The organism is Stenotrophomonas sp. 71799_Sma, assembly GCF_056482505.1.
In genome coordinates this window covers 617,925-637,231 of record NZ_CM151202.1, presented here as the reverse complement: position 1 = coordinate 637,231, position 19,307 = coordinate 617,925, and the positions used below count along the sequence as shown (strand labels likewise).

Below are 19,307 nucleotides of genomic sequence, written 5' to 3'. Positions count from 1 at the left end.
CTCCCTTCCGCCTTGATTACCGGTTCCCCCGCATGACCCAACTCGCCTCCAGCTACGACCCGAAGTCCTTCGAGACCGACCTCTACGAGGCCTGGGAGAAGGCCGGCCACTTCAAGCCGTCCGGCACGGGCGAGCCGTACACCATCCTGCTGCCGCCGCCGAACGTGACCGGCACCCTGCACATGGGCCACGCCTTCCAGCAGACCCTGATGGACGCGCTGGTGCGCTACCACCGCATGCGTGGCTACGACACGCTGTGGCAGGTCGGTACCGATCATGCCGGCATCGCCACCGAAATGGTGGTCAGCCGCAACCTGGCGCTGGAAGGCAAGGGCGAGACCCGCGATTCGCTGGGCCGCGAAGGCTTCATCGGCAAGGTCTGGGAGTGGAAGCAGCAGTCTGGCGACACCATCGAACGCCAGATGCGCCGCCTCGGCACCTCCGCCGACTGGTCGCGCAGCACCTTCACCATGGACCCGCAGCCGTCGGCGGCGGTCAACGAGGCCTTCGTGCGCTGGTACGAGCAGGGCCTGATCTACCGCGGCCAGCGCCTGGTCAACTGGGACCCGGTGCTGAAGACCGCCATTTCCGACCTGGAAGTGGAAAGCGCCGAGGAAGACGGCTTCCTGTGGTCGATCGCCTACACGCTGGATGAGGGCCTGAGCTACGAACACGTCGAGCGCGATGCCGACGGCGTGGAAACCCTGCGCGAAACCCGCGACTACCTGGTCGTCGCCACCACCCGCCCGGAAACCCTGCTGGGCGATACCGCGGTGATGGTGCACCCGGAAGACGAGCGCTATGCACATCTGATCGGCAAGAGCGTGGTGCTGCCGCTGACCGGCCGCCGCGTCCCGGTGATCGCCGACGACTACGTGGACCGTGCCTTCGGCACCGGCGTGGTCAAGGTCACCCCGGCGCACGATTTCAACGACTACGAAGTGGGCGTGCGCCACAGCCTGCCGATGATCAACCTGTTCACCCCGGTGGCGGCGCTGAACGAAAACGCGCCGGAGCGTTTCCAGGGCCTGGACCGCTACGCCGCGCGCAAGGCCGTGCTGGCCGAACTGGAAGACCTGGGCATCCTGGTCGAGACCAAGGCGCACAAGCTGCAGGTGCCGCGCGGCGACCGTACCGGCCAGGTGATCGAGCCGTACCTGACCGACCAGTGGTTCGTGAAGATGGACGACCTGGCCAAGCGTGGCCTGGAGCTGGTCGAAGACGGCAGCATTTCCTTCGTGCCGCCGAACTGGATCAACACCTACCGCCACTGGATGAACAACATCCAGGACTGGTGCATCAGCCGCCAGCTGTGGTGGGGCCACCGCATTCCGGCGTGGTTCGACGAAGCCACCGGCAGCTGCTACGTCGGTCGCAGCGAAGAGGAAGTGCGGGCGAAGCACAACCTGGGCAGCGACGTGGTGCTGAACCAGGAAAGCGACGTGCTGGAGACCTGGTTCTCCTCGCAGCTGTGGCCGTTCTCCACCCTGGGCTGGCCGAACGAACAGGCCATGGCCGAGCGCGGCTTCGACCGCTACCTGCCGTCGTCGGTGCTGATCACTGGCTTCGACATCATCTTCTTCTGGGTGGCGCGCATGATCATGGCCACCGACAACCTGGTCGGGAAGATCCCGTTCAAGGACGTCTACTTCACCGGCCTGATCCGCGACGGCCAGGGCCAGAAGATGTCCAAGAGCAAGGGCAACGTGCTCGATCCGCTGGACATCATCGACGGCATCACCATCGACGATCTGGTCGCCAAGCGCACCGGCGGCCTGATGCAGCCGAAGATGGTGGAGAAGATCGAGAAGGCCACCCGCAAGGAATTCCCGGACGGCATTGCTGCCCACGGTGCCGATGCGCTGCGCTTCACCATCGCCGCGCTGGCCACCCACGGCCGCGACATCAAGTTCGACATGAACCGCGCCGAGGGCTACAAGAACTTCTGCAACAAGCTGTGGAACGCCAGCCGCTTCACCCTGATGAACACCGAGGGTGCAACGTTCACCGGCGTGCCGACGCCGCGCACCGATGCCGAGCGCTGGATCCTTGCGCGCCTGGCGGCGGTGTCCACCGAGGCGCAGGGCCACTACGCCAACTACCGCTTCGACCTGCTGGCGCAGTGCCTGTACGAGTTCGCCTGGAACGAGTTCTGCGACTGGTTCCTGGAGCTGAGCAAGCCGGCACTGAATGGTGCCGATGCCGCCGACGCCGAAAGCACCCGCCACACTCTGCTGTACGTGCTGGAAGCGCTGCTGCGCCTGCTGCACCCGCTCACGCCGTTCATCACCGAACAGCTGTGGCAGCAGCTGGCCCCGCGCCTGGGCCTGGCCGAAACCACGCTGTCGCTGCGTCCGTACCCCACCGCCGCCGAGTTCGAAGGCGATTTCGCCCAGGCCGAGGCCGACGTGGAATGGCTGAAGGCCGTGATCAGCGCCGTGCGCCGCGTGCGCAGTGAGCTGAACGTCGCGCCGTCCAAGCTGGTGCCGCTGCGCCTGCAGGCCGGTCTGGAGCAGGACCGCGTGCGCATCGAACGTTTCAGCGCCTCGCTGTCGTTCCTGCTCAAGCTGGACAGCATCCAGTGGCTGGCTGAAGGCGAAAGTGCACCGCCGGCTGCCGCCGCGATCGTCGGTGAACTGAAGCTGCTGGTGCCGCTGGAAGGCCTGGTCGATCTCGATGCCGAGCGCGCGCGCCTGGACAAGGAGATCAAGCGCGTGGAAGGCGAGCAGGAGAAGAGCGAAACCAAGCTGGCCAAGTTCACCGACAAGGTGCCGCCGGCGGTGGTCGAGCAGGAACGCGTGCGCCTGGTCGACTGGAACACCCAGCTGGCCGGCCTGCGCGAGCAGCGCGCGAAGCTGTAAGCGCCTCGCTCTGGTGCGTGCCAACCAAGGTTGGCACCTACCACGGCGGGAGAGGTTGGCACCAACCGAAGCGGAATCGGAAACGCCGGGCGATGCCCGGCGTTTCCATTTCTCCGGCATGGCATCATCGGCGGATGCCGCTTTCCATCTTCCTGCTGGTTCTCGCCGCTGCAGCCCTGCACGCCAGCTGGAACGCGATCGTCAAGCGCGGGCCGGACAAGTTCCTCGGCACCGTACTGGTGACCGGCAGTGCCGCGCTGCTGTCGGCTGCCGCCCTGCCCTTCCTGCCATTTCCCGCGGCGCACAGTTGGCCGTGGCTGGGCGCGTCGGTGCTGCTGCAGGTGACCTATTACGGCCTGGTCGCACGTTGTTACCAGCAGGTCGACATGAGCCTGGCCTACCCGCTGATGCGTGGCAGCGCGCCGATCCTGGTCGCGTTGGCGGGCACCCTGCTGGGCGAGCAGCTGCCACCGGCAGCGTGGCTGGGCGTGGTGCTGGTCAGCACCGGCATCCTGTGCATGGCGCTGGGGGCGCGTGGCGGTCAGCTGCGCCTGCCGCTGCTGACCGCGGCGATGATCGCCACCTACACGCTGGTCGATGCGCAGGGCGCGCGTCAGTCCGGCAGCGCACTCAGCTATACGTTGTGGCTGTTCCTGCTGTCGGGCATTCCACTGCCACTGTGGGCGCTGTACACGCGCCGCGGCGCGGTGCTGGACTATGCGCGACAGCACTGGCCGCTGGGGCTGGCCGGTGGCGTCGGCACCACCACCTCGTATGCGATGGCGTTGTGGGCAATGACCCAGGCGCCGGTGGCGATGGTCTCGGCGTTGCGCGAATCGTCGATCCTGTTCGCGTTGCTGATCTCGGTGTTCCTGCTGCGCGAACGGATTCCGCGCGCGCGCTGGCTGGCGGCGGCGTTGATCGTCGGGGGTGTGTTGGCACTGCGGCTGGCGTGAGGAAAGCGTGCCAACCAAGGCTGGCACCTACCACGGTAGGTGATGTGTCGATGACAGCGGAGATCCATCGGTAGTGCCGGCCGCAGGCCGGCAACCCTGCTCCGTTACAGCGGCGGCATCGCCTGCAGGTCGCCGTCGACCAGTTCGATCGCCATCACCACCGCGTCTTCGCGGCCCTGTGCGGCCGGGTAGTAACGCGGGCGGCGACCGATCTCGTTGAAGCCTTCGCTGTGGTACAAGGCCAGCGCGGGTGTGTTGGACGGACGCACTTCCAGGAACACACGCTGCGCCCCCCGGTCGCCGGCCAGCTGTACCAGCGCGCGCAGCAACTGACGTCCGAGCCCACGCGACTGCGTCAGTGGATCGATGCAGACGTTCAGCACATGGGCCTCGTCGGCCGCGATGCTGAGCACGCCATAGCCGATCAGCTGGCCATCACGCTCCATGGCCAGGCCCGGATAGCCCGCACGCAGACAGTCGACGAAGATGCCGCGGGTCCAGGGAAACGGATAGCCGCGTACTTCAATCGCCATCACCGCGTTGAGGTCGCTCTCGCGCAGCGCGCGCAGGCTGACCGGACCGGGCTGGCTGACCGCACTCATGGCGCACCCCGCTTGCGCAGGGCGCGCAGCTGCGGCCACAGCGCGCGCTTGGCGGCCGGGTCCTGACGCAGCTGGTCCAGCGGCCAGCTGTCCATCAGCGCCTGCGTGGCCGGATCATTGGGATTGCAGCCGGACGCGCGCAGCAAGGCGATCTGCAGGCGATCCGGCAGGCGCACCACCGGCTGCCGGGCATTGCCGCCAGGCAGCGGCCGGGCAGCGGCGGGCGCGGTGTCCGGTGCGCTGACCGGGGTCTCGCGGCGCGCTGGCGCCGGGCGTTCCTGGCGGGAAACCGGTGCGGCCGCAGCCAGAGGTTCGCGCGCGGGTGCGGTTGGCGCCCGCGCCTGCTCCGCCGCTGGTGTGGCAGCCGCCTCGGCTTCGGCCACGCTCAGCTGCAGCGCGGCATCCAGCTCGGCGGCCAGCTGGCCGTCGTGATAGACGGTGTAGCCCATGGCCTGCAGCCAGGCCTGCTGGGCCGGTGACCACAGCACGGGCAGGTCCTCGCTCACGCGGCCTCGGGCTTCTTGCGCAGGCGCTGCACGGCCCACATCACCGGGCCCGACAAGGCATACAGGATGCCCACCGCGAACAGCACGCGCGGCAGGTCGATGACCGCAATGGCGATCGCCACTGGCACCAGGGCCAGTACCAGGAACGGCACGCGGTCGGAGCGGGTGCCCTTGGCGCCGCCGCCCTTGAAGCTCCAGAAGCGGATGCGGCTGACCATCAGCAGCGCCGCGATGATCGTCACCGCCAGCGCCACGTAGCGCAGCTGGTTGCCGTCCCAGCCCAGGTTGCCATCGGCGAACGCCCAGACGAAGGACATCATCAGGCCGGCCGCGGCCGGGCTGGCAAGGCCGACGAACCAGCGCTTGTCGACCACCGCTACCTGGGTATTGAAGCGGGCCAGGCGCAGCGCCGCGCAGGCGGCATACAGGAAGGCCACGGCCCAGCCGACGCGACCCAGCAGCGGGTCGTCGAACTTCAGCCACGACAGCGACCAGTGGTACATCACCAGCGCCGGGGCCATGCCGAAGCTGACCAGGTCGGCCAGCGAGTCGTACTGCACGCCGAATTCGCTGCTGGTGCCGGTCAGGCGCGCCACGCGCCCATCCAGGCCATCCATCACCGCCGCCACGAACACGGCGATGCTGGCGTTGACGAAGTCCCCGTTGGCCGCGGCGATGATCGCGTAGAAGCCGGCAAACAGGCCGGCGGTGGTGAACAGGTTGGGCAGCAGGTAAATCGTGCGCGAACGCGGCGGCGGTGTGATCGGGTCCATGGAATCCAGTTTAATCGACTTGCCAGTGCTCGGCGCCAATGCTGCAATCGGCGTTCTACGCCCATTCCGTGGAGTTTGCCATGCGTGCCCTGTCCTGCCTTGGATGCCTGCTGCTGTTGGCCAGTGCCAACGCCGTGGCCGGCCCGGTCTATAAATGGAAGGACGCCAATGGCGTGACCCAGTATTCGGAGACCCCGCCGGCGGGCAGGAAGTTCGAGACCCGGGCGCAGGCGCGCAGTCCCCAGGCGGCGGCCAGCGCCGAGACCCCGGCCGCGCCGGTGCCCGAGCAGTGCAGCACCGCCCGCGCCAACCTGGCCCTGCTGGACGGCGGCGGCCAGGTAATGCAGGACACCGATGGTGATGGCAAGGCCGATACCGCGTTGGCTCCGGAGCAGCGCAGCGCGCAGAAGGGATTGGCTGAAGCCGCCATCAAGGCCTACTGCCCGGCGGAGTGAGGGTTATCGGCAGGGCTTGCAGCCCTGCACCCGCAGAGGCGGTAGCAAGGGCAACGTCAAGAGCGGGCATTCCGTGGAATGGCGGGGCGGTGTCGGAGTGCGGGGACGCCGCAAGTACGTCCCTGTAGCAACTGTGTTGCTGGAGAGTCTCAGGCCCGTCAGGTAAACGGGCACGGTAGTGCCGGCCGCTGGCCGGCAGCCTTTGGTCTTTCGCCCTGGCTCGCCTCAGGCGGGGACTAGCCCGCTTTCAGCGTCGCGCACACGGGCGTTGAGGATGACCAGCATCTTCCGCATCACTGCCACGATGGCCACCTTGCCTTCCTTGCCGCGGGCTCGTAGCGACTGGTAAAAATCGCGCAGCCGAGGTTCATGCCGCATGGCCGACATTGCCGCCATGTAGAGCACTTGCCGGATTTCGGCTCTTCCACCATGGATGCTTCGTTTTCCTCTCATCGTGCCACTGTCGTGGGACATCGGGGCTACCCCGACCAGGCTGGCGATGCGCTTGCCAGTGATCCTGCCAAGCTCTGGCAGATAGCTGGCTAGAACTGCCTGCAGCACAGGCCCTACGCCCTTCATCGACTTCAGCATCTTCAGTTGAGGCTGCTGACCAACCTGCTCGACGATCTGCTTGCCCAGACGCTCAACCAACGTTTGTAGGCGGGTGATGTTGCCCTGCAGTAGTCGGCGCAGTTCACGATCAAGCACCATTTCCTGCTGCTGCCGCGCGATGGTCAGGGCGTCCATCGCCTGCCGACGTGCCCGAACGAACTCCCGCATCTTCTGCTGCCAAGACTGCAGCGGCTGATAGGGAGGCAGCTTCACCAGGGCGGCCATCTGCGCTAACGCGTAGGCATCCAAACGGTCGGTTTTGGCAATCTGACCCAACCCCTGAGCCAGTTTCCGGGCGCGCAAGGCATTGGCACGGGCCACCGGATGACCGGCCTTGTGCAGGAAATCCAGCACCGGCTGCTCATAGCCCCCCGTGGCTTCAAGCACGATCTGGCGGGTCGGACGCTTCTTCAGCCAAACATCCAGCTCAGAAAACCCGGAGCGGTTGTTGCTGACCTGCAGGGTTTCTCCGTCCGTCGTACCGATATCCAGCTGACGCTTGCTGACATCAATCCCGATCCCGTTCATCACCTGACTCCGTATAGTCTGGAAGGGTCGAGAGCTCCCCCGCTTGCCCAGTCTTATCGCTTCGAGTGGTCGCTCCAGCAACTGTTCGGGCGGATCAAGGGAGATTCCGGCGTGGGCGCCAAGCTACATGGCGATCGTCGCGATCCTGGTTACGGATCGTCGAGATCTAGGCTCGCACGGCGGCCCACGCCGGCTCTCGACGCCTACGCTGCCAGATTCCGATCAGATAAGGCTTGGCAGCCGCATCCATGCGGCTGACACCCCGCAATCCGACACCGCCCCACCCCCGACAGATTCCCGGTGGTCAGTAGATCCACGCCATGCGTGGATGAATCTCCATGGAAATCGAATAGTTCGAGAATTGATCGAACAGCAGCCGAGCATGGCTCGGCCCTACAAAAGGGCGACAGATCGCAGAAAACTGTCGAAGGCGGGGTGGGTCCGGTTGCGGGGGCGTGAGCGCCATGGATGGCGCGACCGAGCCACAGGGACGTATTTACGGCGTCCCCCGCAACCGGACCCACCCCGCCATCCCACGGGAAGCCCGCTGTTGCAGTTGCAGTTGACGTTGCTTGAAGCGGGTGCAGGGCGCAGCCCTGCCGATACCCCTCCCCCCGGCCGGGCTGGCAGAATAGGCGTCTCTGCCGTTATCCGAAGCCGACGATGCGCCTCTCCCAGTTCCACCTGCACACCACCAAGGAAACCCCCAGCGACGCCGAGCTCACCAGCCACCGGCTGATGCTGCGCGCGGGCATGATCCGCAAGCTGGCATCGGGCCTATACACCTGGTCGCCGCTGGGCCTGCGCGTGCTGCGCAAGGTTGAACGCATCGTGCGCGAGGAAATGGACCGCGCCGGTGCCGTGGAATTCCAGATCCCGACCATCCAGCCGAAGGAACTTTGGGAGCAGACCGGGCGCTGGCAGAAGTTCGGCCCGCAGCTGCTGAAGATCAAGGACCGCAAGGACCAGGTGTTCTGCTACAGCCCGACCGCCGAAGAAGCCGCCTGCGACTTCGCGCGCAGCGAGCTGTCCAGCTACAAGCAGCTGCCGGTGAACTTCTACCAGGTGCAGACCAAGTTCCGCGACGAGATCCGTCCGCGATTCGGCGTGATGCGTTCGCGCGAGTTCCTGATGAAGGACGCCTATTCGTTCCACCTGCACGATGAGTGCCTGGTGCGCGAGTACGAGAACATGAAGTCGGCCTACAGCCGTATCTTCACCCGCCTCGGCCTGGATTTCCGCATGGTGCAGGCCGACTCCGGCGCGATCGGCGGTGATGCCTCGCAGGAATTCCACGTCATCGCCGATTCCGGCGAAGACGCGCTGGTGTTCTCCACCGGTTCGGACTACGCGGCCAACATGGAAGCGGCGATCGCTGCCGATCCGGCACCGCGTGCGGCCGCCAGCGAAGCCATGCGCAAGGTCGATACCCCCACCCAGAAAACCTGCGAGGATGTCGCGGCGCTGCTCGGCATCGACCTGCAGCGCACGGTGAAATCGGTGGCGCTGATCGCCGGCGAAGGCAAGGCACAGCAGTTCGTGCTGCTGCTGGTACGCGGCGACCATGAGGTCAACGAGATCAAGCTGGCCAAGGTTGCCGGCCTGGACGAACAGCGCTTCGCCAGTGAGGCGGAAATCGCCGAGCACCTGGGCAGCGTGCCGGGCTTCCTCGGCCCGGTCGCCCCGGCCAAGGCCATCCGCGTGGTGGCCGATCGCGAAGTGGCGGCGATGTCCGACTTCGTCGTCGGCGCCAACGAAGCCGGTTTCCACCTGGCTGGCGTCAACTGGGGCCGCGACCTGCCGGAACCGGAAGTGGCCGACATCCGCAACGTGCGTGCCGGTGACCGCGCGCTGGACGGTGGTGAACTGAAGATCGCCCGTGGCATCGAAGTCGGCCACGTGTTCCAGCTCGGCCGCAAGTACGCCGAAGCGCTGGATGCCACCGTTCTGGACGAGAACGGCAAGGCCGCGGTGATGGCGATGGGCTGCTATGGCATCGGTATCTCGCGCGTGGTGGCTGCCGCGATCGAACAGAACCATGACGATGCCGGCATCATCTGGCCGGACGCGATGGCGCCGTGGCAGGTGGTGGTATGCGTGATCAATCCGAAGGGCGACGCCGCCGTGGCCGACGCCGCGGCCAACCTGCTGCAGGAGCTGCGCGATGCGGGCCTGGACGCGGCACTCGACGACCGTGGCCTTCGCCCGGGCGCGATGTTCGCCGACATGGAACTGATCGGCATCCCGCACCGCGTGGTGGTCAGCGAACGTGGCCTGGCCGCCGGCACCTACGAGTACCGTTCGCGCCGCGCCAGCGAAGCGGAAAGCCTGGACAAGGCCACCCTGCTGCAGCGCCTGCAGGGTTGATCAGGAAAAGACCGGGGCATGCCCCGGTCTTTTTTTGCCTGACGCCCATTTGAGCAATATTGCAGCGGACATAATCCGGTCAAAATCGACGCAATGCAGCCGGGATGCTGCCAGGCCATGACCGGTCTGCATTTGTGCTGCGATTAATTCATCTTTATTCTGTCCCGCGACGCCAGGGACTGGCTCGTCCCGTCCACTTATTAGTTTCCGGAGTAACCGTAAATGAGCATTGACCTGACCGGCCTGTCGGCACGCGAGCTGGGCGCCCTGATCCGCACCGCCAAGAAACAGCAGACCATCGTCGCCAAGCGCCGGCCGATCACCAAGGTCCGGGCACAGCTGACCAAGCTGGCCAAGACCGAGGGTTACACCATCGAGGAACTGTTCGGCGACGCCCCGGCCCCGCGCGCGCGCAAGGTGGCCAAGGTTGCCAAGGCACCGTCGAAGACCGCTGGCCGCAAGCTGGGCAAGGTTGCGCCGAAGTACCGCAACCCGGCCAATCCGAAGGAAACCTGGACCGGCCGTGGCAAGCAGCCGCGCTGGATGGCCGAGCTGACCGCCAAGGGCAGCAAGAAGCCGGAAGATTTCCTGATCAAGAAGGCCTGAGGCCGGATCGGGATGCAATGAAAAACGCCGGCGAAAGCCGGCGTTTTTCATTCCCTGGAAAGGAAAGGGGTGTGGACCAACGGTCCACACCCACAGGAAGCAGCCCAGAGGGCGATTACAGGGTTTTGCGGGCCGGCATCAGCAGGTTGCCGAACAGCAGGCCAGCGACCAGCGCCATCACCACGTTGAGCACGGTGAGGAACACGCTCTGGCCGGCGCCCACGTCCTGCTGCTGGACCAGGGTCAGCACGCCGCGCAGGCTGGTGCTGCCGGGCACCATCATGATGATGCCGGGCAGGCGGATGATTGCGCCCGGGCGGCCGACGAGGCGGCCGAACAGATTGCCACCGGCGGTCAGCAGCATCGCCGACAGGAAGATGCCAGCCGGCGCGCCCCAGGCGTGGCCACCGAACTTGGAGATCGCATAACCAGCGACCGAGGCCGCGATCACCCACGGATAATCGCGGCGGTTGGCCTTGAACAGCATCGCGAAGGCAAACGCTGCGGTCAGCAGTGAGCCCCACTCCACCCACGGCCCCTGCGGCCGCGTGGCGCGGATCACCGGATCGAGGCCGAGCACATCGGCCAGGGTCACCGCGATCATCGCGCCGACGCTGAGCTTCATGATGGTGGTCAGCGCGCCGGCAAAGCGCGCGGTACCCGACACCCAGTGCTGGCTGGCCAGTTCATTGACCGCATTGGTCAGCGACATGCCGGGCAGCAGCACCACCAGCGAGGCGATGATCACCGTGTTGAGGTTGAGCGCGCCGATGAAGGACGCGACCAGGGTGGCGACCAGGCCGGCCAGCAGCGCGGCCAGTGCCTCGGCGGCTTCACGGGTGGCCGGGCGACGGTCGGTGACCATGCCGAGCAGGCCGATCATCAGGCCGATGACACCGGCGGTGGCGATGTCCAGCCACGGCAGCTTCCACATGCCGGCCACGCCGGCCGCACCGAGGGTGAACGAAAGGATGGTGCGCAGCTTGCCGCGCCGGCCCGGATCCTTGTCCAGCTGGCGCAGCGCGGTGTGGCCCTGGGCGATGCTCATCCGCCCGTTGGCCACTTCCTCGGCGATATGGTCGGCCACGCTGAGCTTGTGCAGGTCGTTCTCGCCGGGGGCCAGACGGATCACGCGGGTGATGTCACTGGAGCCGATCGCCTGCGCAGGGTCGCTGAAGCTGAGGATGATACCGGTGGGATTCGACCACGGTTCACAATCCAGATCGAGCTGGCGGGCCAGTGCCACCACTGCCGTTTCCAGGCGCTGGGCCGTTGTGCCGTAGCTGTGCAGGCGTCCGGCGATCTCGGAAACGAAGGCCACGCGCTGCGCGTAGGTGGCCTGGGGCGTGGGGATCGTGTGAGCGTCTGCGGACATGCGCCGTAGTATTACCTAGGCTGGGCCTTACCGGAGAAATTCATCCGAGTTCGACGCGATGCCCAATACAGAACGGTTATGCTGCGACCCGAATGGCCCAAGTGACCCCGAACCACGCCCCCCAGCTCGAACAGGATGCCCATGACCCGGGCGTGATCCGCCTGTCCGGCACCTGGACCTTGAAGACCGCGCTGGCCGCGGCCGAAGTCCTGCGCGGCGTTCCCGACACGCTGACCGGCATCGATGCCACCGCCATCGAGAAGATGGATTCGGCCGGCGTGCTGCAGGTGCTGCGCGTGGCCCATCGCGCCGACCTCGGTGAGGACGCACTGAAGTTCCGCCCGGACCACCAGGCGCTGGTGTGCACCATCGAGGAAGTGGCCGACGACCGGCCCAAGCCCAAGCGCGACTTCGGCGTGCTGGCTGCACTGGAACGGCTGGGTGTCAGCGTCCATGCCACCGGCCACAACATCAAGGCGCTGTGCAGTTTCCTCGGCGAGAACCTGGTCAAGGCCGCGCGCCTGGTCAAGGAACCCCGCCGTTTCCGCCTGACCGCCACCGTGCACCAGATGGAGCAGGTCGGGCTGGATGCGGTACCGCTGGTGGCACTGCTGTCCTACCTGGTCGGCGCGGTGATCGCCTTCCTCGGCTCGACCATCCTGCGCGATTTCGGCGCCGAGATTTACGTGGTCGAGCTGGTCAACATCGCCTTCCTGCGCGAGTTCGCGGTGCTGCTGACCGCGATCGTGCTGGCCGGCCGCACCGCCAGCGCCTTCACCGCGCAGATCGGTGCGATGAAGGCGCGCGAGGAAATCGATGCGATGCGCACTCTGGGCCTGGACCCGATCGACCTGCTGGTGCTGCCACGGCTGCTGGCGCTGCTGGTCACCCTGCCCCTGCTGACCTTCATCGCCATGGTCGCCGGACTGGCCGGTGGCATCACGGTGGGTGCGTTCGACCTGGATATTCCGCCGCAGATGTACATCGCGCGCATGCACGAGACGATGGAAGTGCGGCACATGCTGGTCGGCCTGTCGAAGGCGCCGGTGTTCGCGCTGGTGATCGGCCTGATCGGCTGCCTGGAAGGACTGAAGGTCGAAGGCACGGCGCAGTCGGTCGGCGAACGCACCACCTCCAGCGTGGTGCAGACCATCTCGCTGGTGATCATCATCGACGCCTTCGCGGCGTTGTGGTTCATGCACATGGACTGGTGACATGAGCACACATCCGACGCCCGAAGAAATTCCCATGCAGGACGACGACGGCCACGAGCTGGCCATCCGCGTGCGTGGTCTGGTCAACCGTTTCGGCAGCCAGACTGTGCATGAGGACCTGGACCTGGACGTGCGCCGCGGCGAGATCCTGGGCGTGGTCGGTGGCTCCGGTACCGGCAAATCGGTGCTGATGCGTTCGATCCTCGGCCTGCGCGTGCCCGATGCCGGGCAGATCGAAGTGCTCGGCCGCGACGCGCGTGCCGACGATGCCGAGAGCCGCCTGCACATCGAACGCAACACCGGCGTGCTGTTCCAGGACGGCGCGCTGTTTTCGTCGCTGACCGTGGGTGAGAACGTGCAGGTACCGCTGAAGGAGCACCATCGCGAACTGCCCGAGCGCTGGCACTACGAACTGGCGCTGCTGAAGGTGAAGCTGGCCGGCCTGCCCGCCGATGCGATCAACAAGCTGCCCTCGCAGCTGTCCGGTGGCATGCGCAAGCGCGCCGGCCTGGCCCGCGCATTGGCGCTGGACCCACCGCTGCTGTTCCTGGATGAACCCACTGCCGGCCTCGACCCGATCGGCGCGGCGGCGTTCGACCGCCTGATCAAGACCCTGCAGGAAGCGCTGGGGCTGACCGTGTTCCTGATCACCCACGACCTGGACACGCTGTACGCGATCTGCGACCGGGTCGCGGTGATCGCCGACCGCAAGGTCGTGGCCAATGCGCCCCTGCCTGACATCGAGAAACTGGATCATCCGTGGATCCAGGAATACTTCCACGGACCCCGCGCGCGCGCCGCGCGTGGCGAACAGATCGAGAGTGCCTGAGCCATGGAAACCAAAGCCAACTACGTGCTGATCGGCGCGTTCACCCTGATCACCGGCCTGGCCCTGCTGGCCTTCGGCCTGTGGGCCGCCAAGTACTCTTCCGACCGCACCTGGCAGGAATACCGCGTGGTGTTCCGCGAAGCGGTGACCGGCCTGTCTGTGGGCAGCCCGGTGCAGTACAACGGCATCGCGGTGGGCTCGATCACCGAACTGAACCTGGTACCGGACGACCCGCGCCAGGTGGTTGCGCGCATCCGCCTGAACTCCAACACGCCGGTCAAGACCGATACCCGCGCCAAGCTGGCGATCACCAGCCTGACCGGCCCGTCGATCATCCAGCTCAGCGGTGGCACGCCACAGTCGCCGGCGCTGACCACGGTCAACAAGGACCCGGCGCCGATCATCCCGACCACGCCGTCGGCGCTGCAGAACATCACCGACGTCGCCAACCGCATCGTCGAGCGCATGGACCAGATTCTCAGCGACCGCAACGTGGCTTCGATCAACGCGACACTGGCCAACCTGGAAACCATCAGCGGTGGTCTGGCCGACCGTGACCAGGGCACGCAGGCGCTGCTGCTCAGCGCGCGCGACGCCGCGCGCAGCCTGGACACCACGCTGAAGACCACCAACGGCACCATCGAGCGCCTGGACAAGAACCTGGTGCAGCAGTTGCCGGGCATCATCGACAAGCTCGACGGCACTCTGGCCAAGCTTGATTCGGCCGCCGGCAACGCCGATTCGATCCTTGGCGAGAACCGCGCTGCCATCAACAGCTTCGCCAACGATGGCCTCGGCCAGCTGGGCCCGACGCTGACCGAACTGCGCGGCCTGATCCGCGACCTGCGCCGGGTCAGCGACCGCCTCGAGAACAACCCCGCGCGCTATCTGCTGGGCCGCGACGCACCGAAGGAGTTCGAACCCAAATGAGCCCGACCACCCTTCCGCGCCTGCTGCTGGCCGCTTCGATGGTCACCCTGCTGGGCGGCTGCTCCATCCTTGGCAGCAGCGAGAAAACCGCAGTGACGCTGTACTCGCCGTCCGTGCAGGTGAAGGCGGACCCGGCGTGGCCACAGGCCAGCTGGCAGCTGGTACTGGCCAAACCCAGCGCCGCGCGCATGGTCGACAGTCCGCGCATCAACGTGCGGCCGACGCCGTCGCAGCTGGAGATCTACAAGGGCGCCAGCTGGGCGCAGCCGGCCACCGACATGATCGAGGACACCCTGCTGCGCGGCTTCGAGGATTCCGGCCGCATCCGCGGCGTGGCCCGCAGCACCGCCGGCATCCGCGCCGACTACAAGCTGTCCACCGACGTGCGCCGCTTCGAATCGGATTACCAGGGACAGGCCACGCCGACGGTGGTGATCGAGGTCAACGCCAAGCTGATCCACGTCGCCGACCAGCGCGTGGTCGCCGACCGCACCTTCCGCCAGGCGCAGCCGGTCGGCAGCACCGACGTACCGGCGGTGACCGCCGCGTTCGAGCGTGGGCTGCAGCAGCTGGCGCAGGACGTGGTGGGCTGGACGCTGGTGAGCGGGCAGGCCGACCAGCCGACCGTCGCGCGCTGATCGATCAGCGCGGCGTGATCCAGCGGAACGTCAGGTTGATCCGCTCCCCCTGCACGCGTGCCATCTTCGGCAGCGCGTGCTGATAGAACTGTTGGGTCTGACCGGCCATCACCAGCAGATCGCCATGGCCGAGCAGATACTCGGCCTTCCGCGCCGGGTCATCGCGCCGGCGCAGCAGGAAGCGCCGCGCCGCGCCCAGGCTCAGCGAAGCAATCACCGGGGCCGGCCCCAGCTCCGGCTCGTCATCGCTGTGCCAGCCCATGTAATCACCGCCGCCGCGATAGCGGTTCAGCAGCACGCTGTTGAAGCGGCCGAGGCCCTCCACCTGCAGGCGATCACGCATGGCCTGCAACGCGGGTGGCCAGAAGTGCGGCACGAATTCAGCCCCCGAATAGCGGTAGCGCGCCTGCGGATCGCCGATCCAGCAGCTCAGCCGCGGCGAATCCACCCAGTTGCCGAACATGCGGATGCGGTGGACTTCCCAGGGGACTTCGGCCTGCAGCACGGACAGGAGCCGGTCGGCATCGGTCGCGGCCAGCCAGCCCGGCAGGTGCTGGACATCGGCATCGGGCAGGTCGTGAGGGAACAGCATGGTCACACGCTAGCACGCCGCCGTTTGCCGTCATGGCCGCCAGCACCGAAAATGGCGCCATGACTGTTGCCCAGATGCTGATCCCGTCCTACCGCCCCCTGTCGCGAGGCCCCGCCCGATGAGCCTGCGCCAGTCGCTGTTCCCGTTGCTGCGCGCCCTGTTCCGGGCCTTGCCATTGCCGCAGGCGCAGCGCGACCGATTGCGCACCCGGCTGTTGGCACGGCATGGCGACTGGGTGCCGCCGCCGCCCAAGGGACAGCAGGATGAGGGGGGCACGCGCGCCAGCGCCCAGCTGCGCCGGCGTGCCGACGAGCCGGCGATCGGCCACGTGCCCTGGCGCGAGGGAGCATTGCCGTCGCCCATGCCGGCGACGCTGGTCGCTTTCTACCTGCCGCAGTTCCACACCTTCCCAGAGAACGACGCCTGGTGGGGCAAGGGCTTTACCGAGTGGCGCAACGTGACCCGCGCCCTGCCGCAGTTCGAGGGCCACATCCAGCCGCGCCTGCCTGCAGACCTGGGCTTCTATGACCTGCGCAACCCTCATGTGATGCGGGACCAGGCACGCCTCGCAGCTGAGTACGGCATCGGCGCGTTCTGCTTCTACTACTACTGGTTCAGCGGCCGCACCCTGATGGAGGATCCGCTGCGCCAATGGTTGGAAGACGACAGCATCGAACTGCCGTTCTGCCTGTGCTGGGCCAACGAGAACTGGGCACGACGCTGGGACGGCCGCGACGAGGACATCCTGATCGGCCAGCAGCACAGCGCCGAGGACGATCTGGCCTTCATCGCACATGTCGCGCCCTACCTGCGCGACCGCCGCGCATTGAAGGTCGAGGGCCGGCCGATGCTGCTGGTCTATCGCCCGCACCTGCTGCCAGACGCCCGTGCGACCGCCGAACGCTGGCGTCGCTGGTGTCGCGACAACGGTGTCGGCGAGATCCACCTGGCGTACGTGCAGGGCTTCGAGCGCCCGGATCCACGCGACATCGGGTTCGATGCGGCAGTAGAGTTCCCGCCGAACATGAGTAATCCGCGTTCGCTGTCGGCGCAACAATGGCTGCTCAATCCGGCCTTCAATGGCGATGTGCGCGACTGGCGCGAACTGGCTGCAGAAATCGCAGCACGCCCGCTGCCGGACTATCCGCTATACCCAGGCGTAAACCCTGGTTGGGACAACGAAGCACGTCGTTCCGGTCGCGGCCGCGTTTACCTGCACGCTTCACCACGTGGCTACCGCGACTGGCTGCATACCACGATCCATGAACGCCTGGCCCCGGCGCCGGCGACCCAGCGGATGGTGTTCATCAACGCCTGGAACGAATGGGCAGAAGGCGCCGTGCTGGAACCGGATGCACGGCTTGGGCATGCCTGGCTCGACGCGACGCGCCAAGCGCTGTCCCCGACTCCGCTCGCCTCACCCCTGCAGGTTTGCCTGCTGGTTCTCATTGATGATCCCGAGTTGATCACCACCGCTTGTGATGCCGCGTGCAAACTGGGGGTGAGCTACCGAGTGTTCATTCCAACCGCGCTACGCCCGCAGGACGCTGCGGTCGATATCATCGGCCATGCTGGCAATGTATTGCCCAGCATCCTGCAGACTCTGGAAACCTTCGGTCCGGATCCATCGTTGCTGGCCTGCTGGCTGGATCTGCGCGGAAGCCGCGAAGCTGGACAGCAGCTACCCGGGGCGGCCGCTATCGATGCCGCGCTTCAGCAGTTCAGCGAGAAGCCTGCGCTGGGCATGCTCGCGACATCCACCCGGGAGGCAATCGTCGTTTCGCGCAGTCATCTGCGCTGGGCAGCCCGGCTTGGGCTGACGCGCGCGCCAACGCCGCAGGCAGCAGACACGATGTGGCTGCGGGCAGCGGCGCTGCGATCCCTACTGGATGCGCACTGCTATCCCACTGAGCTGGACAACGACAGTGCATTTGACTCGGTCATACAGTTGCTGCCGGACCTTGTTGCCAACGCAGGCTACGTCGTCGCAGGCCCACAACGCCAGCCCTGAGGCTGGCGCTGCGCGGCAACATCGTTGACTTCAGCGCTGGAACGCGACGCCCGTCTTTTCCTTCAGTTCTTCATCGCTGACACCCGGCGCGGCTTCCACCAGCAGCAGGCCATTGTCAGTCACGTCGAACACGGCCAGATCGGTGATGATGCGGTCGACCACGCCCACACCGGTCAGCGGCAGCGTGCATTCGGCCAGGATCTTGTGTTCGCCGTTCTTGGCGGTGTGCTCCATCAATACCACCACGCGCTGCACGCCGGCCACCAGATCCATCGCGCCGCCCATGCCCTTGACCATCTTGCCGGGCACCATCCAGTTGGCCAGGTCACCCTTGTCGGTGACCTGCATGGCGCCGAGGATGGCCAGGTTGACATGGCCGCCGCGGATCATCGCAAAGCTGTCGTGGCTGCCGAAGTAGCTGGCACCGGCACGTGCGGTCACGGTCTGCTTGCCGGCGTTGATCAGGTCGGCATCGACTTCGGCATCGGTCGGGAACGGGCCGATACCGAGCAGGCCGTTTTCCGACTGCAGCCACACGTCCACGCCTTCGGGGATGTGGTTGGCAACCAGGGTCGGCAGGCCGATGCCCAGGTTCACGTAGGCACCATCGGTCAGTTCGCGGGCGGCACGTGCCGCCATCTCATCGCGGGTCCACGCCATGTCAGTTGCCCTCTGCGCGGATGGTGCGCTGTTCGATACGCTTTTCTGGATGCGGGTTGTGCACGATGCGGTGCACGTAGATACCCGGCAGGTGCACCTGGTCCGGATCGATGGCGCCGACCGGCACCACCTCCTCCACTTCCACGATGCAGACCTTGCCGGCCATCGCGCAGGCCGGGTTGAAGTTGCGCGCGGTCTTGCGGAACACCAGGTTGCCTGCTTCGTCGGCCTTCCACGCCTTGACCAGCGCGACATCGGCACGCAGCGCGGTCTCCATCACGTAGTGCTTGCCGTCGAACTCGCGGGTTTCCTTGTCCTCGGCCACCACGGTGCCGTAGCCGGTGGCAGTGAAGAACGCCGGGATGCCCGCGCCGCCGGCACGCAGGCGCTCGGCCAGGGTGCCCTGCGGGTTGAATTCCAGCTCCAGCTCGCCGGCCAGGAACTGGCGCTCGAATTCCTTGTTCTCGCCCACGTAGGACGAGATCATCTTCTTGATCTGCCGGGTTTCCAGCAGCTGGCCCAGGCCGAAACCATCGACGCCGGCATTGTTGGAGATCACGGTCAGGCCCTTGGCGCCACTGTCACGCAGCGCGGCGATCAGGGCCTCGGGAATGCCACACAGGCCGAAGCCGCCCACGGCCAGCGTCTGGCCATCGGCGACCACCCCTTGCAGGGCCTCCGCCGCACTGGCGAAGCGCTTGCCGCGCTTGCCGGTGGAAGTCGATTGCTGCATTGCTGTACTACCCTGCACGTTGAGGATGACCGCATTCTAGCTGGAGGGCGGCGAAGGGC

General features: G+C 66.5%; 17 protein-coding genes and 1 pseudogene. 10 read left to right on the top strand and 8 right to left on the bottom strand.

The genetic code is table 11. From position 1 onward, the window contains the following. Positions 1–32 precede the first annotated feature (32 nt). Together ACZK4Z_RS02880 and ACZK4Z_RS02875 are read left to right on the top strand one after the other, a co-directional pair. Positions 33–2,861, top strand: a complete 2,829-nt coding sequence (locus tag ACZK4Z_RS02880) for a valine--tRNA ligase (protein WP_049461826.1) — start codon at positions 33–35, stop codon at positions 2,859–2,861. A 134-nt stretch (positions 2,862–2,995) separates the two neighbouring features. Further along, complete coding sequence (locus ACZK4Z_RS02875; protein ID WP_049400290.1) at positions 2,996–3,817, top strand: EamA family transporter; 822 nt, start codon at positions 2,996–2,998, stop codon at positions 3,815–3,817. 104 nt (positions 3,818–3,921) lie between these two features. Here ACZK4Z_RS02875 and rimI read toward each other — a convergent pair whose 3' ends face one another. From rimI to pssA, 3 genes are read right to left on the bottom strand one after another with little or no spacing between them, the layout of a single operon-like run. Continuing rightward, positions 3,922–4,419 (bottom strand): ribosomal protein S18-alanine N-acetyltransferase, encoded by a 498-nt coding sequence (rimI, locus tag ACZK4Z_RS02870; protein ID WP_032128003.1) that lies wholly within the window; start codon positions 4,417–4,419, stop codon positions 3,922–3,924. Further along, entirely contained in the window at positions 4,416–4,925 is a 510-nt protein-coding gene (locus ACZK4Z_RS02865; protein ID WP_125892548.1) for a hypothetical protein, read from the bottom strand. Before ACZK4Z_RS02865 ends, rimI begins: the two co-directional genes overlap by 4 nt. After that, entirely contained in the window at positions 4,922–5,698 is a 777-nt protein-coding gene (pssA, locus tag ACZK4Z_RS02860; RefSeq protein ID WP_019660986.1) for a CDP-diacylglycerol--serine O-phosphatidyltransferase, read from the bottom strand. The genes ACZK4Z_RS02865 and pssA overlap by 4 nt, the downstream gene beginning before the upstream one ends. Positions 5,699–5,778: 80 nt before the next feature. Here pssA and ACZK4Z_RS02855 point away from each other — a divergent pair, with 80 nt between their 5' ends. Next, positions 5,779–6,153: a DUF4124 domain-containing protein gene (locus ACZK4Z_RS02855; RefSeq protein WP_049400296.1), complete on the top strand. Its 375-nt coding sequence runs from the start codon at positions 5,779–5,781 to the stop codon at positions 6,151–6,153. A gap of 225 nt (positions 6,154–6,378) precedes the next feature. Here ACZK4Z_RS02855 and ACZK4Z_RS02850 read toward each other — a convergent pair whose 3' ends face one another. Further along, on the bottom strand, positions 6,379–7,293 hold the full coding sequence (locus tag ACZK4Z_RS02850) for an IS110 family RNA-guided transposase (RefSeq protein WP_107314970.1): 915 nt from the start codon (positions 7,291–7,293) through the stop codon (positions 6,379–6,381). A gap of 663 nt (positions 7,294–7,956) precedes the next feature. Here ACZK4Z_RS02850 and ACZK4Z_RS02845 point away from each other — a divergent pair. After that, positions 7,957–9,660, top strand: coding sequence for a proline--tRNA ligase (locus ACZK4Z_RS02845; RefSeq protein WP_032128001.1), 1,704 nt, complete (start codon positions 7,957–7,959; stop codon positions 9,658–9,660). Positions 9,661–9,882: 222 nt separating this feature from the next. Beyond that, positions 9,883–10,266, top strand: coding sequence for an H-NS histone family protein (locus tag ACZK4Z_RS02840; protein WP_032128000.1), 384 nt, complete (start codon positions 9,883–9,885; stop codon positions 10,264–10,266). 115 nt (positions 10,267–10,381) lie between these two features. Here ACZK4Z_RS02840 and ACZK4Z_RS02835 read toward each other — a convergent pair whose 3' ends face one another. Continuing rightward, positions 10,382–11,641: a threonine/serine exporter family protein gene (locus ACZK4Z_RS02835; protein ID WP_049398420.1), complete on the bottom strand. Its 1,260-nt coding sequence runs from the start codon at positions 11,639–11,641 to the stop codon at positions 10,382–10,384. Between the two features lie 92 nt (positions 11,642–11,733). On the opposite strand from ACZK4Z_RS02835, the gene ACZK4Z_RS02830 reads away from it, so the two are divergent. From ACZK4Z_RS02830 to ACZK4Z_RS02815, 4 genes are read left to right on the top strand one after another with little or no spacing between them, the layout of a single operon-like run. Further along, complete coding sequence (locus ACZK4Z_RS02830) at positions 11,734–12,855, top strand: ABC transporter permease (RefSeq protein ID WP_032127999.1); 1,122 nt, start codon at positions 11,734–11,736, stop codon at positions 12,853–12,855. 1 nt (position 12,856) lies between these two features. Further along, positions 12,857–13,684 (top strand): ABC transporter ATP-binding protein, encoded by an 828-nt coding sequence (locus tag ACZK4Z_RS02825; RefSeq protein ID WP_046983181.1) that lies wholly within the window; start codon positions 12,857–12,859, stop codon positions 13,682–13,684. A gap of 3 nt (positions 13,685–13,687) precedes the next feature. Next, positions 13,688–14,614 carry an MlaD family protein gene (locus ACZK4Z_RS02820; protein WP_014035909.1) on the top strand — a complete coding sequence of 309 codons (927 nt, stop codon included), beginning with the start codon at positions 13,688–13,690 and terminating at the stop codon, positions 14,612–14,614. Continuing rightward, positions 14,611–15,252 (top strand): ABC-type transport auxiliary lipoprotein family protein, encoded by a 642-nt coding sequence (locus tag ACZK4Z_RS02815; protein ID WP_125892546.1) that lies wholly within the window; start codon positions 14,611–14,613, stop codon positions 15,250–15,252. The genes ACZK4Z_RS02820 and ACZK4Z_RS02815 overlap by 4 nt, the downstream gene beginning before the upstream one ends. A gap of 4 nt (positions 15,253–15,256) precedes the next feature. Here the strand turns inward: ACZK4Z_RS02815 and ACZK4Z_RS02810 are convergent, their stop codons facing one another. Next, positions 15,257–15,844, bottom strand: coding sequence for an alpha-ketoglutarate-dependent dioxygenase AlkB family protein (locus ACZK4Z_RS02810; RefSeq protein WP_032127995.1), 588 nt, complete (start codon positions 15,842–15,844; stop codon positions 15,257–15,259). Between the two features lie 118 nt (positions 15,845–15,962). Between ACZK4Z_RS02810 and ACZK4Z_RS02805 the strand changes: the two are divergent. Then, positions 15,963–17,252, top strand: a pseudogene (locus tag ACZK4Z_RS02805) (glycoside hydrolase family 99-like domain-containing protein); the annotation flags it as partial. Positions 17,253–17,885: 633 nt separating this feature from the next. On the opposite strand, the gene ACZK4Z_RS02800 reads toward ACZK4Z_RS02805, so the two are convergent. Together ACZK4Z_RS02800 and ACZK4Z_RS02795 are read right to left on the bottom strand one after the other, a co-directional pair. Continuing rightward, a complete protein-coding gene (locus ACZK4Z_RS02800) occupies positions 17,886–18,515 on the bottom strand; it encodes a CoA transferase subunit B (RefSeq protein ID WP_125892541.1) in 630 nt (209 codons plus the stop codon). A gap of 1 nt (position 18,516) precedes the next feature. Then, a complete protein-coding gene (locus ACZK4Z_RS02795; RefSeq protein ID WP_125892539.1) occupies positions 18,517–19,248 on the bottom strand; it encodes a CoA transferase subunit A in 732 nt (243 codons plus the stop codon). Between the last annotated feature and the right edge of the window lie 59 nt (positions 19,249–19,307).

What these genes read in the sequence shown, in the direction of transcription:
- rimI (WP_032128003.1), bottom strand. Translation starts at nt 4,419, where the DNA reads ATGAGTGCGGTCAGCCAGCCCGGTCCGGTCAGCCTGCGCGCGCTGCGC.
- ACZK4Z_RS02815 (WP_125892546.1), top strand. Translation starts at nt 14,611, where the DNA reads ATGAGCCCGACCACCCTTCCGCGCCTGCTGCTGGCCGCTTCGATGGTC.
- pssA (WP_019660986.1), bottom strand. Translation starts at nt 5,698, where the DNA reads ATGGACCCGATCACACCGCCGCCGCGTTCGCGCACGATTTACCTGCTG.
- ACZK4Z_RS02820 (WP_014035909.1), top strand. Translation starts at nt 13,688, where the DNA reads ATGGAAACCAAAGCCAACTACGTGCTGATCGGCGCGTTCACCCTGATC.
- ACZK4Z_RS02825 (WP_046983181.1), top strand. Translation starts at nt 12,857, where the DNA reads ATGAGCACACATCCGACGCCCGAAGAAATTCCCATGCAGGACGACGAC.
- ACZK4Z_RS02800 (WP_125892541.1), bottom strand. Translation starts at nt 18,515, where the DNA reads ATGGCGTGGACCCGCGATGAGATGGCGGCACGTGCCGCCCGCGAACTG.
- ACZK4Z_RS02830 (WP_032127999.1), top strand. Translation starts at nt 11,734, where the DNA reads ATGGCCCAAGTGACCCCGAACCACGCCCCCCAGCTCGAACAGGATGCC.
- ACZK4Z_RS02880 (WP_049461826.1), top strand. Translation starts at nt 33, where the DNA reads ATGACCCAACTCGCCTCCAGCTACGACCCGAAGTCCTTCGAGACCGAC.
- ACZK4Z_RS02875 (WP_049400290.1), top strand. Translation starts at nt 2,996, where the DNA reads ATGCCGCTTTCCATCTTCCTGCTGGTTCTCGCCGCTGCAGCCCTGCAC.
- ACZK4Z_RS02850 (WP_107314970.1), bottom strand. Translation starts at nt 7,293, where the DNA reads ATGAACGGGATCGGGATTGATGTCAGCAAGCGTCAGCTGGATATCGGT.
- ACZK4Z_RS02835 (WP_049398420.1), bottom strand. Translation starts at nt 11,641, where the DNA reads ATGTCCGCAGACGCTCACACGATCCCCACGCCCCAGGCCACCTACGCG.
- ACZK4Z_RS02845 (WP_032128001.1), top strand. Translation starts at nt 7,957, where the DNA reads ATGCGCCTCTCCCAGTTCCACCTGCACACCACCAAGGAAACCCCCAGC.
- ACZK4Z_RS02855 (WP_049400296.1), top strand. Translation starts at nt 5,779, where the DNA reads ATGCGTGCCCTGTCCTGCCTTGGATGCCTGCTGCTGTTGGCCAGTGCC.
- ACZK4Z_RS02840 (WP_032128000.1), top strand. Translation starts at nt 9,883, where the DNA reads ATGAGCATTGACCTGACCGGCCTGTCGGCACGCGAGCTGGGCGCCCTG.
- ACZK4Z_RS02810 (WP_032127995.1), bottom strand. Translation starts at nt 15,844, where the DNA reads ATGCTGTTCCCTCACGACCTGCCCGATGCCGATGTCCAGCACCTGCCG.
- ACZK4Z_RS02795 (WP_125892539.1), bottom strand. Translation starts at nt 19,248, where the DNA reads ATGCAGCAATCGACTTCCACCGGCAAGCGCGGCAAGCGCTTCGCCAGT.